This is a genomic window from Cecembia sp. (assembly GCF_007126775.1).
Taxonomy (GTDB): domain Bacteria; phylum Bacteroidota; class Bacteroidia; order Cytophagales; family Cyclobacteriaceae; genus Cecembia.
Map to the genome: position 1 here is coordinate 1 of NZ_SLAP01000142.1, position 15712 is coordinate 15712.

Annotated in this window: 14 protein-coding genes; 5 read left to right on the top strand and 9 right to left on the bottom strand. The window is 40.6% G+C overall.

Features of this window, described 5'->3' with window-relative positions:
- From mnmE to QZT73_RS09640, 3 genes are all read right to left on the bottom strand, one after another.
- Nucleotides 1-1376 (bottom strand): tRNA uridine-5-carboxymethylaminomethyl(34) synthesis GTPase MnmE (gene mnmE, locus QZT73_RS09630; RefSeq protein ID WP_291787834.1); only part of this gene is annotated, 1376 nt, incomplete at its 3' end.
- Between the two features lie 5 nt (nucleotides 1377-1381).
- The gene (locus QZT73_RS09635; RefSeq protein WP_291777109.1) at nucleotides 1382-1831 is read right to left on the bottom strand and encodes a thioredoxin fold domain-containing protein; all 450 of its coding nucleotides are present in this window, start codon (nucleotides 1829-1831) and stop codon (nucleotides 1382-1384) included.
- 348 nt (nucleotides 1832-2179) lie between these two features.
- Nucleotides 2180-2842: a metal-dependent transcriptional regulator gene (locus QZT73_RS09640; RefSeq protein ID WP_291787837.1), complete on the bottom strand. Its 663-nt coding sequence runs from the start codon at nucleotides 2840-2842 to the stop codon at nucleotides 2180-2182.
- A 415-nt stretch (nucleotides 2843-3257) separates the two neighbouring features.
- On the opposite strand from QZT73_RS09640, the gene QZT73_RS09645 reads away from it, so the two are divergent.
- Complete coding sequence (locus QZT73_RS09645; protein ID WP_291777107.1) at nucleotides 3258-3737, top strand: hypothetical protein; 480 nt, start codon at nucleotides 3258-3260, stop codon at nucleotides 3735-3737.
- Here QZT73_RS09645 and QZT73_RS09650 read toward each other — a convergent pair.
- Complete coding sequence (locus tag QZT73_RS09650; RefSeq protein ID WP_291787839.1) at nucleotides 3734-4864, bottom strand: glycosyltransferase; 1131 nt, start codon at nucleotides 4862-4864, stop codon at nucleotides 3734-3736. The genes QZT73_RS09645 and QZT73_RS09650 overlap by 4 nt on opposite strands.
- A 36-nt stretch (nucleotides 4865-4900) precedes the next feature.
- Between QZT73_RS09650 and QZT73_RS09655 the strand changes: the two genes are divergently transcribed.
- The gene (locus QZT73_RS09655) at nucleotides 4901-5716 is read left to right on the top strand and encodes a 2,3,4,5-tetrahydropyridine-2,6-dicarboxylate N-succinyltransferase (protein ID WP_291777104.1); all 816 of its coding nucleotides are present in this window, start codon (nucleotides 4901-4903) and stop codon (nucleotides 5714-5716) included.
- A 15-nt stretch (nucleotides 5717-5731) separates the two neighbouring features.
- Nucleotides 5732-6334: a tetratricopeptide repeat protein gene (locus tag QZT73_RS09660; protein WP_291777103.1), complete on the top strand. Its 603-nt coding sequence runs from the start codon at nucleotides 5732-5734 to the stop codon at nucleotides 6332-6334.
- 117 nt (nucleotides 6335-6451) lie between these two features.
- Here QZT73_RS09660 and QZT73_RS09665 read toward each other — a convergent pair whose 3' ends face one another.
- From QZT73_RS09665 to topA, 3 genes are all read right to left on the bottom strand, one after another.
- Entirely contained in the window at nucleotides 6452-7774 is a 1323-nt protein-coding gene (locus QZT73_RS09665; protein ID WP_291787841.1) for an NAD(P)-binding domain-containing protein, read from the bottom strand.
- Nucleotides 7767-8459 carry an NAD-dependent deacylase gene (locus QZT73_RS09670; protein ID WP_291782143.1) on the bottom strand — a complete coding sequence of 231 codons (693 nt, stop codon included), beginning with the start codon at nucleotides 8457-8459 and terminating at the stop codon, nucleotides 7767-7769. The genes QZT73_RS09665 and QZT73_RS09670 overlap by 8 nt, the downstream gene beginning before the upstream one ends.
- Nucleotides 8460-8539: 80 nt before the next feature.
- Nucleotides 8540-10861 carry a type I DNA topoisomerase gene (gene topA / locus QZT73_RS09675; protein WP_291787843.1) on the bottom strand — a complete coding sequence of 774 codons (2322 nt, stop codon included), beginning with the start codon at nucleotides 10859-10861 and terminating at the stop codon, nucleotides 8540-8542.
- A 154-nt stretch (nucleotides 10862-11015) separates the two neighbouring features.
- Between topA and QZT73_RS09680 the strand changes: the two genes are divergently transcribed.
- On the top strand, nucleotides 11016-11498 hold the full coding sequence (locus tag QZT73_RS09680; protein WP_291787846.1) for a histidine phosphatase family protein: 483 nt from the start codon (nucleotides 11016-11018) through the stop codon (nucleotides 11496-11498).
- Between the two features lie 40 nt (nucleotides 11499-11538).
- Nucleotides 11539-12606 carry an agmatinase family protein gene (locus QZT73_RS09685; RefSeq protein ID WP_291782151.1) on the top strand — a complete coding sequence of 356 codons (1068 nt, stop codon included), beginning with the start codon at nucleotides 11539-11541 and terminating at the stop codon, nucleotides 12604-12606.
- A gap of 58 nt (nucleotides 12607-12664) precedes the next feature.
- Here QZT73_RS09685 and QZT73_RS09690 read toward each other — a convergent pair whose 3' ends face one another.
- Entirely contained in the window at nucleotides 12665-15265 is a 2601-nt protein-coding gene (locus tag QZT73_RS09690) for a TonB family protein (RefSeq protein WP_291787848.1), read from the bottom strand.
- A gap of 6 nt (nucleotides 15266-15271) precedes the next feature.
- The gene (locus QZT73_RS09695) at nucleotides 15272-15634 is read right to left on the bottom strand and encodes a BlaI/MecI/CopY family transcriptional regulator (protein ID WP_291781822.1); all 363 of its coding nucleotides are present in this window, start codon (nucleotides 15632-15634) and stop codon (nucleotides 15272-15274) included.
- Between the last annotated feature and the right edge of the window lie 78 nt (nucleotides 15635-15712).

The following is a 15712-nucleotide window of genomic DNA, read 5'->3' on the forward strand; positions in this document are numbered from 1 at the left end:
CCGATACAAAACTTCGAAAAGATATTCGCCAATAAATCATCGGTCGTAATCTCTCCTGTAATTTCGCCGAGGTAATGCAAAGATCTGCGGATATCCATGGCCAGAAAGTCGTTGGTGATGTGTTGGTCAAGGCCGGTCAGGACATCCAGAAGTGATTGTCTGGTTTTGACCAGGGAATCGTAATGCCGGATATTGGTCACGATGGTATTGCCCGTCCTGAACTTGTCCAGATTCACCAGTTCCATGATCCGGTCTTTGAGCAAATCCAGGTTTTCTTTTTGACCGGCGGAAATAAAAATGGTATCAGGATGTTTTTCTTTTAAATCGCTGATAAATTGATCATTGGCCTTATCTATCTTATTGGCTACTTTAAGGAAAGGAACCCCCAAATTTTCCAATTTATTGATATCTCTGTTGATCTCCAACATATCCGTATCACCCAAATCGAATAAATACAAAATCAAGGATGCCGTCTTCATCTTTTCCTGGGTCCGGCTTACTCCGATGGCCTCAATGGTATCGGTGGTTTCCCGCAGCCCAGCTGTATCTATAAACCGAAAGATGACCCCACCTATATTGATCTCATCTTCTATAAAATCACGAGTAGTACCGGCAATATCGGAAACGATGGCCTTCTCTTCATTAAGCAAAGCATTCAATAGCGTAGACTTTCCGGCATTGGGTTTACCTGCAATAACGGTGGGTACCCCGTTTTTGATCACATTGCCCAGGTCGAAAGAAGCAATCAATTGCTCAATTACCAGAAGGAGCTTCTCCACCAATATCCTCAGATCGTCCCGGCTGGCAAATTCCACGTCTTCTTCTGTAAAATCAAGTTCCAGTTCGATCATGGAGGCAAAGTGTATCAATTCGGCCCTAAGCTTCGAAATCTCTCCACTGAATCCGCCACGCATTTGATTGATGGCGGCCTGATGGGAGGTTTCAGAATCGGAATGGATCAAATCAGCTACAGCCTCCGCCTGGGCCAGGTCAAACTGCCCGTTCAGGAATGCCCTTTGGGTAAACTCCCCCGGTTTGGCAGGTCTTGCTCCTTGACGTATCAGGAGTTTGATTACTTGGTTAACAATGTAGGAGGAGCCATGCGTGGAGATTTCCACAATATTTTCCTTGGTAAAGGATTTGGGGGCAATGAATACAGAAACCAACACCTCATCAATGATACGATCCCCATCCCGGATGGTGCCAAAGTGAATGGTATGGGATTCTTGTTTTTCCAGGTCTTTTCCCTTAAAAACTGCATTGGTGATCTTGATGGCTTCTTTACCGGAAAGCCTGATAACAGCAATGGCACCGACACCCTGTGGCGTAGCCAAGGCGATAATGGTGTCTTCTTTTTCGTGAAGGGAGAAACTCATGGATTTTATTTACCGAATTTATCTAAAATGCCGGTAAGTCCTGTAAGAAAGGGTTCTGGTTGACGGTATCCGGGATATTGGGTGATGTTTTCCATACTTGCGTCCATAATTACGAAGTTAGGATAGGAGCGAACACGCATAACACTTGCCATGGAGGCATCCGTATATTCTTTGCCACGGAACATGTACTTCCTTTTCTGGTCCTCTGCATTCATCTTGACCGGATAAAAGTTCTCGTTGATATAAGCAACGACCGCAGGATCGGAAAATGTTTCTTTATCCATTTTCTTGCACCAGCCACACCAATCCGTGTACACATCAACAAATACCATTTTTGGATTTTCCTGGGTCTTGGCAGCTGCTTCTTCAAAGGTCAACCAGTTGATTTTCTTCTGGGCCATGGCCATCCCACCAAGGAGTAAAAATAAAAATGTAAATGAGAACAATCTTTTCATCTTTTTTAAATAGGGTTAAGATCACAATAAAAAACGACAATAATGTATTTCAAGTTCATTTGCTTTCAAAATCTATTCCAAAACTACTTTGTACAAAGTACTAAGAATTTAAATTGTCAGATAATTTAGATTTTTGGACCCAAAATCTCATTCTCTTAATTACCTGAACAGCCTTTCCATAGTGTGAAACTTCAAAAGATATTTTTAAAACTTATAGCTATCAGGAAGAGTATTTACAGGATTCTTTATTTCCGAAATCCGACATTCGAAATCCCACTTTTTATTATACTAATTTTCATTACCTGGTACATTGTACTTAGTACTTGGTACAACTAAAAGTCGCATCCCCTACAACATCACCAATACATTCGCTGCCACATCCTTAGACATGAAAATATTCTTTTTATTGTCCACGGAAATCTCTACCGACCCGTCAAATTCAACTTTCTCCATCACACGGATTCGTGCGCCAATATAAGCACCGACCTTATCCAGGTACTTTAAAAAGGCCGCAGAACTGTCTTTCACAGCAACAATTTGGCCAGTGGCATGTAGCTCCAAATCTGTGAGTGGCAGTCTTGGTCTGGCACGGACATCTCCATATTCATCAGGTATGGGATCGCCGTGGGGATCAAACTTTGGGAAGCCCAGGTATTCATCTAGCCTTTGGATCAAGAGCTTGGATTTGACATGCTCCAATTCATCAGCCACCTCATGTACCTCATCCCAGGAGAAGCGAAGTTTTTCAACCAAAAAAACCTCCCAAAGCCGGTGTTTCCGGATAGTCTGCAAGGCCAACTTCTTTCCTTCCTCCGTAATGTTTACCCCGTAATATTTCCGGTATTCGATGACCTCCTTTTCGCCCAGTCTGCGTAACATGTCCGACACAGAGGCGGGCTTTGTCTTCATCTGAAAAGAAATATCATTGGTGGAAACAGTTCTTTTCCCTTCATCAGAAATATGGTAAATGGCTTTGAGATAGCTTTCCTCAGCAGGGGTAAATTTAATCATTTTTTGAAATTTTAGGGCAAATATAACTTTTTTAGCCTAATCGAAAAATAAATTTTAAAAAGACTAAAAGAGCTGTGGATAAGTTGAATTTTACTGTGATTTATAATTTAGATATATCTAAATTTAAATTTTTACTTCTATAAAATTTTTCATATTTAAAAGATTGTCAGCACATTAAATGTGATTAATAAGAGCCTGGCAGCATAAAAAGTGAACGGTAAACAAGTTTCCAAATTAGATATATTGGTTTCTCTAAAAATATCCAGGAGAATAAATTTTTGGACTTGAAGAAAGGATGGAATTTCCTGTGAAATTCTCACAAGAGAACAAAAATATCAGACCGATAAGGGTTAAAAATAAATTTTTAACCAATGAATTTACTAATTAGTTTTTTTCATACTTTTCTGAAAAAAATATGAAAAAAACCCTTACCACCATTCTGTTAATCGCAGTGTTTTTCTCATTAAAAGCACAACAACAGAACCCCTATGAAAATACACTAAGCTTTGGAAGTGGCGAGTTCTTTCAAAACGGACAAAGATTAAGAATGAAAGAAGTTTTGGAGATTACCAAAGTCAATGATGAGGCTTATTCTCTTGTCAAAAAGGCGAGGACCAATAAAACCATGGCAGGAGTTTTTACCTATCCAGGCTCCTTTGCTATTGGCTACGGTTTTGGCGGAGCACTGGCTGGAGGCTCAATTGAATGGGGTTGGGTCGGTGCAGGTGCAGGTTTATTGACAGGGGGAGTTTTATTTGCATTGGCCTACAATAAAAAAGCACAATTGGCTACTGAGGCCTATAATGCAGGCAGGCCATATGCAAACCAAGGGGCCAAGCAAGAATGGTCATTTGGGATGCAAAGAAATGGATTGGGGTTAAGCCTGAAATTCTAGTGCTTGGAATTGATCAGCCGGTTCACCAAATCCTGCAATTGTGCCTTTTCCTTGTGGGCCCAAAAAGCTTCATAAGGAAAGGCCTTAATATAAAATGTGGTAGACAGGAGCTTTGCCATGATTTCTCCGCCATGGTCCCTTTTTGAAAAATCAACTTCTAATCCCGCTTGGTATTTTTCAGCTATAGAAGTCCAAAGGGGGTTTGGGCTATGGAGAAATGGAACCCCAATAGCCATACATTCATAAAGTTTGCTGGGAATCTTTTCACGTATACTGGGCAATTGCATATACGGCAAAAGTACAAGGTCTGCATTTGCGTAAGCCTCTAAGATGAGGGGATAGGCCACCGGTCTATTCTCCAGTTCCAAAACTACATTAACCGCTCCTTCCGCTTCTTTCCGTAATGCTATTCCAAAATCGGGTAGGGGACAATGCCCTATCACATGCAAGTGGATTTCTGGGTATTTTTTCTGCAATTCCAAAAACCATTGCAATGCCTCCATGGTCCCATAAACTTCTGTAATGGTGCCTGAAATTAACATATGAATACCGGGATAATTTAGTTTTTTCTGCCTGAAGAGGGAAACTTGCTCAGTGTGAAATTTATTTTCGAGTACTGTAAATGGTAGAAAAGAGGGCTTTTCTTTTATATAACATTGTTCAGAAAATATAAAGTGATCAATGAAGTGCTTTCCGGACTGCTCTACAGCAATCAACAGGGATCTGGCGAATACTCTTTGCACGCCCTGCATTGTCCGGTTATATTTGATGTTTTGCACGTAATTTTCCTGCACATCATAGACCAATTTACCCCCATACAGCCACTTACCGAAAACAGCAAAAGGGATCAATTCCCATGTGCAGATAATGCTCAATGCAGGCCTTTCTTTACGGTAAATCCTGAAGAAAGCAAAGGCAGAAAATATTCTGGAAAAACCTTTCCTACTTCTAACTGGCAAACTGGTAAATTTTAAATTTTTATCTCCGAATTCTTTTTTTAATGAAAATCCTATGATGTTAATTCGGTATTTATTTGTTTCACGCAAGGAAATGCCCAATCTGTAAAAAGCCCTTGGATCTTTCAATGGTTTGAGCATGGAGGCGATAAGTATTTTGGGCTTTGACATCTGTTGCATTAAAGGATACTGAACTTGATCAAAAATATGGAATTACAATCTATAATAGAAAAAGCCTGGGAAAACAGGGCCTTGTTAAAGGAAAAAGATGTTGAAATCGCCATCAAAACAGTAATCAGCGACCTGGATACAGGAGCAGTCAGGGTTGCTGAGCCCTTGGGCAACAGTATGTGGCAAGTGAATGATTGGGTTAAAAAGGCAGTAATCTTGTATTTCCCCATTCAAAAGATGCATACTATAGAGGTAGGCCCTTTTGAATTCCATGATAAAATGGCGCTAAAAACCAATTATGCCAAGCAAGGTGTAAGGGTAGTGCCACATGCAGTGGCAAGATATGGTGCATACTTGGCAAAGGGTGTGGTAATGATGCCTTCTTACGTAAATATTGGGGCCTATGTAGATAGTGGCACGATGGTTGATACCTGGGCTACTGTGGGTTCTTGTGCCCAGATTGGTAAAAATGTTCACCTCAGTGGTGGTGTAGGAATAGGCGGAGTATTGGAACCTGTTCAAGCTGCGCCCGTAATAATAGAGGATGGTGCTTTTATCGGTTCAAGAGCCATTATCGTTGAAGGAGTCAGAATTGGGAAAGAAGCAGTGGTCGGTGCCGGAGTAACCTTGACCGCAAGCTCAAAAATTATTGATGTGACAGGTTCCGAACCAAAAGAATATAAAGGATATGTTCCCGAAAGATCGGTAGTCATCCCGGGATCCCTTACCAAAAAATTTCCTGCCGGAGAGTTTCACGTTCCATGTGCCCTGATAATTGGCCAAAGGAAAGCCTCTACGGATCTGAAAACATCCTTAAATGATGCATTGAGAGAAAATAATGTAGCCGTTTAAAAATCAATTACTTAAATGAGATTATTTCAATGGGTAGGTGCTGCCCTTATTGGCATCATGTTGGTGTTTTCCTGTTCAAGCGGTGAATCCAATAAAGGAGATGAATTATTTGATAAAGGAGCGTATGAAGAGGCAATAAAAGCTTATGACAACTTTTTGGCCTCAAAGCCTAAAAATGTCAAAGCACTTTATAATAGAGGCCGTTCTTATGAGGAATTGGGACAGTTTGATCAAGCAGAAAGGGATTTTCTTGCAGCTCTGGAGCAGGACAAAAAAAATTTCCAGGTGCTACTAGGTTTGGCCAATCTGTACCAAAAACAAAAAAAGCACAATAATGCGCTTCTATATGCAGACTATGCCGTAGAAATTCCCGGTGCACCGGCTATGGCCTATTTTATGAAAGGACGGGCCTTGCATCAAATTGGAAATACCAATGAAGCTTATAAGGATTACAGTACTGCTATCAAAATGGACAAGAATTTTGATATTGCATATTACTACAGAGGCATGTTGAAAATAGCCACGGATAGAAAAAAATCAGGCTGTGAAGACCTCAGGGCAGCGGTAAGATTGAATTTTACAGATGCGCAGGAAGCCTTGGATAAATATTGTAAATAAAATTCCTTCTTGAAATTGCAAGTTTTGAGAAGCTACTTGACCAAACTTGGTATTTGGTACTGAATCCTAGTTCACTATAGCCGACATTTTTCAATCCTACAGCTTTCTCCTTGGATATTAATTCTTAATAACCACTGGCTCTTTGGATACATAATTTTTAGGGAGATGCTTGAGCAGGTCTTTTCTAAATCTATGAAAATCCACAGTAATGGTGTGTCTGGGTGTGTCAATCTGTCGGTAATGCGGATTTTTGACTTCCAGCTCACCGCGTTCAGGAGTATTATTGGGTCTTTTCCATTTTCCTGCCAATTCCCTAGCCATAATTTTGGACTGCAATTCGGCCCCAGGCCAAATACAGCCTAAAGGTTGGAACATTCCTATAAAATACAGGTTTAGGTATTTTGGGTGGAACATTTTCAGGTAAAGTGGGACAGGACCCGAACTGTAATCCAGAAAATCTTTGTCAAAGAAAGGGTGGGAAAGGTAATACCCTGTACAGGCAATGATACTGTCATATTCTTCTTCCTGCCCATCTTCATAAACTACCTTTTTGCCATCGAACCTTTGGATATCCAATCTGGGCTTTACCTTTCCATGCCTGATTTTGTAAAGCAATTCATCATTGATAGTGGGGTGGATTTCCCCAAATTTGCTTTCCACTTTCCTGAGACCGTAAAGTGAGTTATCTCCAACCATGACTTTGAGTAGCAGATCAAAGAAAAAACTTCTTATTTTCATGGGTATCCAAGCTCTCTTTTCTCCGATTTTATCAGAGGGTTTGCCGAAAAAAAACTTGGGGATTATACGGTATCCTCTTCTCCAGGATATTGCTGTCATCTCACTCACGCGACTTGTCTCTACAGCCACATCGCAGGCCGAATTGCCTCCTCCGATTACCAATACACGCTTGCCTTTAAATGGTGCAGCTTTCTTAAATTGATGAGAATGAAGGAATTCCCCTGTGAATTCTCCGGGGTAAGCAGGCCATCTAGGATTCCAATGATGCCCATTACAGACTACAAGGTCTGTGAACTTTTCGATAGACCTGATCCCCTCCGTTTCTGTTTCTACCTCCCATTCCTGGTCACTTAACCATTTGCAATGCACCACGATGGTATTAAACCGAATGTGAGGATATAGGTCAAAATGACTTGCATATGCCTGAAAATACCTTCTGAGCTCATCATGTGAAGGATAATCAGCTGCCTGTGGGTCAAAATCATCAAAAGTGAAATCCGCATACTGAGAGAGGGTTTTGGAACTGATAATGTGGGTAGTTTCAAAAACACTGGAATGGGACTCATCTTCTGAATAAATCCAATTGCCACCGACATCCCTGTTTTTATCAAAAGCGATTACTTCCATTCCTTCATCCAAAAGGTTTTTAATTGCGGTGATTCCTGATGGACCGGTTCCAATTACAGCAATTCTTTTAGCCATATTGTTTTTTGATTTCTTCTGCCATTATTTTGGTTCCCTTAGAAGCAGGGGCCTCTATTTCCCGGATGTTTTCCAGAGCGCCTGTTTGCGGAATTTTAACGTCTATGATGTACTTCGGAATACTCCTCCCGGTGTATTGGATCAGGCCAGCTGCCGGATAAACCATCATGGAAGTTCCTATGACAGCAAATATATCCGCTTCTACAGATACTTCAATAGCCGGTTCCATCATAGGAACCAATTCACCAAACCAAACTATATAAGGCCTGAGCTGACTTCCTCTTTCACATTTGTCTCCCAAATTGATTTGCCATCCTTCTATATCATATATCAGGTTCGGGTCTGCTGTACTCTGTGATTTGAACAGTTCCCCGTGCAAGTGTATAACTTTACTGGAACCTGCTTTTTCGTGAAGATTGTCTACATTCTGCGTAATGATGGTGACGTCAAAAAATTCTTCTAACCTGGCCAATTCTTTATGTGCCTCATTCGGATGACATTTCAGGGCCTGCTCCCTTCTTTTATTATAAAAGTCAAGAACCAGCGCGCTGTTTTTCCGCCAGCCCTCCGGTGAAGCAACTTCCATGATATCATGACCTTCCCACAATCCCCCTGCATCCCTAAAAGTACTGATACCGCTTTCAGCTGAGATTCCGGCTCCTGTCAATACAACCAGTTTTTTCATTCCCATATTTGTCTCAATCTAATAGGAATAGAGAGAAAATTCAAATAAAAAAGCGGTACTTTTTAGTACCGCCTCATAGTTTATGCTTTCTTTTTTGTAAATCTTCCTGATTTTTTAACAGGCTGATTTTCAATGATTTCAACTGTTTCTGTATAAGTCAAACTTTCAGCTTCCTTGTCCTTTGGTATTTTAAAATTATTTTTCCCAAATTTAATATAAGGTCCCCATCGGCCGTTGAGAATCTGGATTTCCGGGTTTTCTTCAAAAGTTTTGATGTGTTTTTTCTCATCTGCTTCCCGCTTTTCTAAAATAAGTTGAATGGATTCCTCTTCCGTAATGGCCAATGGATCCTGTTCCTTCTTGAGAGAAACAAATTTTCCGTCATGCCGGATATATGGACCAAATCTTCCAACTCCGGCAACCATCTTTTTGTCTTCAAACATGCCTACATCCCGGGGAAGCTTAAACAATTCAAGGGCATCATCCAGGCTGATATTTTCAATAAACTGCCCTTTTTTCATACTTGCAAACTGCTTTTCTTCATCTTCCTGTTCACCAATTTGTACAAGAGGACCAAATTTACCCAATCTGGCGATGACAGGTTTACCTGTTTTAGGATCTTTACCTAATTCACGGGCACTGTTCACATCAGCTCTGGCTACATTGGCTGTTTCTTCTACCCGGGTATGAAACTTTCCATAGAAGTTGTCAATCATATCTTGCCAAACCTGTCCACCATGCGCAATGTCGTCAAATTCCTTTTCTACTTTTGCAGTAAACGAAAAATCAATCACATTAGGAAAGTGCTCTACCAGAAAGTCATTGACAACCATGGCTATATTCGTAGGAAACAGTTTGTTTTTATCAGCACCTGTTATTTCGGTTTTTTCGCTTTTGGAAAAAGTTTTTTTATCAATTTTCATTTCCAGGTACTTCCTTTCTGTACCATCCCTGGATTCTTTGACCACATAGTCCCGCTTTTGTATGGTGGAAATCGTCGGTGCATAGGTAGACGGCCTTCCAATCCCCAGTTCCTCCAATTTTTTAACCAAGGAGGCCTCCGTATACCTTGGTGCAGGCCTGGTAAATGATTCTCTACCTTTCATTTCCAAAAGGTCAAGTACATCACCAATATTCAAAGGAGGTAGCAGGCCTTTGTTTCCACTTTCCTCATCTTCAGGCTCATCATCTGTACTTTCCAGATAAACTTTCAAAAAGCCTTCAAACTTGATCACCTCTCCACTGGCAGTCAATTTTTCATCCGTAGAAGAAATACCAATTGTAGCCACCGTTTTCTCCAATTTGGCATCAGCCATTTGGGAAGCAATGGCACGTTTCCAGATCAATTCATAGAGTCTTTGCTCATTTCTATCCCCATTTACTTCATGTTTTGAAAAATCTGTAGGACGAATGGCTTCATGGGCCTCCTGCGCACCTTCCGATTTGGAACTGTATTTTCTTGGCTCATGGAATTCTGCTCCATAAGCTGAAAGGATTTCATTTTTTGCAGACTGCATGGCATCCTCTGAGAGGTTTACACTATCAGTCCTCATGTAGGTAATTTTTCCCGCTTCGTATAACTTTTGTGCAACCGACATGGTCTGCGCTACAGAAAAGTAAAGCTTCCTACTGGCCTCCTGTTGCAAGGTAGAGGTAGTAAAAGGGGCTGCAGGTGTTTTTTTACCTGGCTTGGTTTCCAGATTTTCTATGTTGAATTCTGCTGCAAGGCATTTTTTAAGAAACTCATCTGCTTCCTCTTCAGTAGCAAATTTCTTGGGCAGTTCAGCATTAAGGGTTTTTCCCTTGATCTCAAATTGCGCGGTTATCCTAAAAGAGGATTTGGCTTTGAATTTTTCAATCTCCCTTTCCCGCTCTACAATCAACCTGACGGCTACTGATTGTACCCTTCCGGCAGAAAGTCCTGTTTTTATTTTTTTCCATAGGATAGGGGATAATTCAAATCCTACCAACCGGTCCAATATTCTTCTTGCCTGCTGGGCATTGACCAGGTCAATGTCAATTTTCCTAGGATTCTCAATGGCCCTTGTGATGGCATTTTTAGTGATTTCCCTAAAAACAATCCTTCTTGTATTTTCATCCTTTAAATTCAAAACCTCCTTTAAATGCCAGGAAATGGCTTCACCCTCCCGGTCATCATCACTTGCCAGGAAAACGGTTTCTGCATCTTTTACAAGACTCTTTAGTTGCTTGATAACCTCTTTCTTATCGGCTGTAACTTCGTAAGTTGGTTTGAACCTATTTTGAATATCGATCGCTTTATCCCCCTTGGGCAAATCCCTTACATGGCCATAACTGGAGACCACTTTATAATCCTTTCCCAAATATCCTTCAATGGTTTTTGCCTTGGCAGGCGACTCCACGATGACTAAATTTTTTGACATAATTTGCTCTATTTTGCAGTATGGCCTCTTTAAAACCATCCTATTAAAAACCTAAAAATAGACGGCAATATATTGCTATCCAAATTTACATCCATTTGATCTGATCTTTAGCACAATTATTTCGTAAGATTGTATAAGAATTCTTGTTTGAATTATGGAGATTAATAAAGTTTTGTTCCTACTTAGACATGGAGAAGCTGCACCCGCTTCAGGTTATGGATTGGATCATTCCAGATCCCTCACCCTGGAAGGAAAAAAACAACTGGAAAGACTTTCCCATACCCTTCAAATAAATGACGTAGAATTTGACTTGGCGCTTTGCAGCAGTTCGACAAGAACCTTACAGACCGCTGAGATCATCACCAAAGCCGCTCCAACCAAAAAACTTGTCCAACTCAATGAACTCTATGAGGCGGATCCTTCCGTAATGCTTGAACTGATCAATAGGACTCCCTCTGATGTGAGGTATCTTCTGGTGGTTGCCCATAATCCCGGGATTTCTGCATTGGCTGCCTACCTATCCTCCGAATCTTTTATAAATTTGAAACCTGGAATGATGGTGAAAATAGCCATCTATCTGGACAAATGGGATGCCATCGGAAAGAATACCGGTTATTTGGCAGAGGTCATTTTGTAAATTGGAATACTTGTAATTATTTTAAACTTATAGTCACAATATGTCTTTAAAGCATAAAATTATTGAACAATTCAATCCCAATGTTATCAGCACAAAGGAGGGTATTTTTGGATTGCCATTCGGCGAAGAAACCGCAGAACTGATCATTATTCCTGTACCATGGGAAGTCACAGTTTCTTATTCACCCGGTACCGCAGATGGTCCAGAGGCTATTCTTAAAGCCTCATATCAAGTAGATTTGTTTCAGGATGATATTCATGATGCATGGAAGATGGGTATTTATATGTCACCAATCCCTGACCAGATTGCTACACTAAGCAGTAATTACAGAATATTGGCTAGAAACTATATTGCCTGGCTTGAAGCTGGGTCGCCCGAAATAGAAACCGAAAGGTTTGCCGCAGTTCCGGAAATAATCAACAAAGCCTGCATGGAAATGCAAAATTGGGTGTATGACGAAGCCAAAAAATACAGAGAAATGGGGAAAATTGTAGCACTTCTTGGAGGAGACCACAGTACTCCTTTAGGGTTGATCAAGGCCTTATCTGAAGCACATACAAGTTTTGGGGTTCTTCAAATTGATGCCCATGCAGACTTGAGAAAAGCGTTTGAAAATTTTGAATTTTCTCATGCCTCTATCGCGTATAATGCCCTTAAATTCCCTCAGATAAGTAAATTGGTACAAGTAGGCATAAGGGATTATTGTGAAGAAGAAGCCATCATGGCCAAAGAAAACAACAGGATCATTACTTTTTATGATAAGGATATCAAGGAAGACATGTATGAAGGGAAAGCTTGGAAAATCATCTGTGATGACATTGTTGACAAGCTACCTGAGGAGGTATATATCAGTATTGATATTGATGGTTTTGATCCAAAGCTTTGTCCCCATACTGGAACACCGGTAGCAGGTGGATTTGAAATGGAACAGATACTATACCTAATGAAACAGGTAGTACGCTCAGGGAAAAAAATAATAGGATTTGACCTCGTGGAAGTCGCACCGGGACCTGAAGGAGACGAGTGGGATGGCAATGTAGGAGCCAGAATACTTTACCGAATGGCCAATCTATTTGGTGTATCCCAGGGAAAACTGAACTTGAAATAAAAAACAGCTGCCTCCCAAAAGCCAAAATACGGGGGCTTTGGGAGGCCGCCTTTCTCTTTTAATCTTTTGTTTGAATCAGGATCACTCCGTTGACCGCTTTTTCACCGTACAAAGGAACCAATTCCATGGCTTTTTCTCCTTTTACGATTTCAAGATACTTGATATCCTTGGGCTTTAAGTCCTGATTTGGAACAAAACCATGTCTCACTTCACCGTCAATGACAAAGACAACATTTTGGGAAGGATTGTTTTTGGATAGCTGAATTCCTCCGGGCTCACCATGAATAGTCCAAGTGGGAGCAAACTCTTTTATTTTTGGCTTTGTCTCCTTACCCATTGCATTATACCCGGTAACTACTATTTCATGGGCCAAATTACTCTTGAGCGGTTTTGGTAGATGAGCCAGCTGAAAAGTTACAGGTACCTGAACCTCATAACCGGAAGCTGAGCCATCTACCAGCCATGGTTCCTTATTTAGTTTTAAAACCCTTGATACTTCCTCAGACAGAACTTCTGAAGAACTTTCAACAATGCCAATTTCTTTGATATTCCCTTTATTATCCAGTTTCAACTTGGCCTTAACCATACCTGTAGTTTCAGCTTCTCTGGCTTCAATCGGATATTTGAGATTGCGCCTCATGTATTCCTGGAAAGCAGGAGTGGGTTTGCTATTTAAGTCAATCTGGCTTTCCTGATATCCCTCTTTACCGGTATGTTGTGAAGCAATGGCATTGGATAACTTAAACCGAACTGGCAACCTCATGCGTACTTTGACAGCTTGACCTCTTTGGTAGCCAGGATTCCATTTAGGGCTCTCACTGATCAGGCGTAGGGCTTCTTCGTCCAACCCAAAACCAACTCCCCTAAGGATTTCCGGCCCTTCAACCTGACCTTCCTGATTGATGACAAATGCCAGATAAACTGTACCCTCGATACCATTCGATATAGCAGTCTCTGGATAGTTCATGTTTTTACTAATATATGTATGAAAAGCCTGTATTCCCCCTTTAAACTCTGGAGCATTTTCCACTACATCAAAAACATCCTCTTGTTTTTGTGCTTGAGGCTGATTAACAGAGGTTCCTACTGTCGGCCTGAAGAAGGTATGGGCCGAATTCATGGCGGTCTGCTGTGCAGGATAAAAAGCGAAAGAAACTGCCTGAATGCTAGTTACTGCTTTACCTTGCTTTTTTGCGGGAATCCAATACAACTTTTCTTCTTCAATGAGCTGAAGTACCTTTTCATCCAATCCACCACCAAAACTACTTTTAATGGCAGGTCTGAGAACCTTTCCTTGTTCGTCCACTAAAAATTCAACCTGTAACACACCACCCAAGCCAAGTTCTAATTCCCTTTTGGGAAGCTCTATCTCCTGCATTATGTTCTGGTGCCATACTGACATTCCTTCATTTGGCCTGGCAGGTTCATCTACCTCATACCTCTTGAATGCTCCAGTATAATCTTTATAGTGGACTGAGGTGCCTTTCAAGGCCTTGATAAGCCCCCTGACTTTGATGTATTCTTCCTCAGAATGGATATCAGAAAATTCATATAGTAATTCTCCAATCTGTGCTTGTAATTTTCCCTCATCCCATTTCCCAATCAGTTCATAATGTTGAGGGTTTTGAATCCTTTTTACTTTTACATGTACATCCAAGGAATCCTGTGAAGCGATCAGCCGGGTCCTGATATCCTCTAAGTTTGAGGTAATATTGCTGGAAAAGAATCCCAAACCCCTTTCAGTTTTCATAGACACCAAAGCCATTAACAAAAAAGAGAGCGGAAAAACCATGAAAGTTTTTATCCAGTTTTTCTTGGATGATTTTTTCATCATTAAAATTCTTTTCAGTGTGGTTGAACGGGAAAAATAACTTCCTATAGGCAAATCTATCCCTTTGAAAGCCATTTTAACGACAAGTTTGGGATATGAAGTTTTGTCTAACGCTAGACGAAAGACTCCTTCATCCGCAAGGTACTCATGTACATCAATCAAGGCAGACCGCAGCAAATGGATTCCTGGATTAAACCAAAAAACGGTGGTCAATAACTGATAAAACAGCAGATCATAAGTATGTCCCTGCTTGATATGTTCAATTTCGTGGGTCAATATCTGTTCTTCTTCTTCCTTCTTTAAATTCTGGGAGTCATCCCAGAATAATTTATCGAAATAGGAGAAGATAGGGGATAAGCCAAATGTTGGAATCAGAAAGAACCCATATTTGAGATTATATCGCGTTTGGTACCAACCTTTTTCCTTGAGCATTCTCATTTGAATAAAAATCCAGCCCAACCTTAATGACAACAAAAATAAAATTGCAAGATAAAAAAGGATAACGTAATCTTTCCCTGTCCAAAGTACAGGGAGTTTGGAGCCCTGTATGGTTATTTCAGGGAGTCCAAAAGTGGCTACAAAGTCATCGGGCGCCTCCTCAATGGCAAGCGCCCGATAAAATTGTGTTTGTTCTAAAGATACACTTGGCTTTGCAAAATTAACCGGAATGTTAACCAAAGGCATAAGCAAAGCCAATACAGGACTGACCAAAAGGTATACCCGGCTAAGCATCAATGTTTTTTCGTTTTTCAGGAATAAGCAATAAATCCCATAAAAAACCAACATACTGAACGTACTCAACCAGATATAATCCAAAAAGACAGCCATGTTATGCTATTTGGATTCTTCCTTGACTTCGTTCAAAATCTTTTCGATTTCTTTTACATCCAGATTTTTATCCTTTGCAAAGAAGGATGCCAATTTGGAGAAAGAGTCACTGAAGTAACCACCCAATAATTTCTTGATGGAGAAACTCCTATACTCATCCTTAGATACAATAGGGAAGTATTCGTGTGATTTTCCATAAGCCTTATGGCTGACAAAACCTTTTCTTTCCAAAATACGGACAATGGTTGAAACAGTGTTGTACGCCGGTTTTGGCTCTGACATTTTTTCTAGGATATCTTTGACGAAACCTTTCTCGATGTCCCAGAGGATCTGCATGATCTGCTCTTCTGCTCTTGTTAGTTCTCTCATAACTGTGTTTAAGTTTAAATTCGTTTACAACTTATCACTTTAGTTTTTAATTTGCAATATTCTTAGATAAAAAATTTA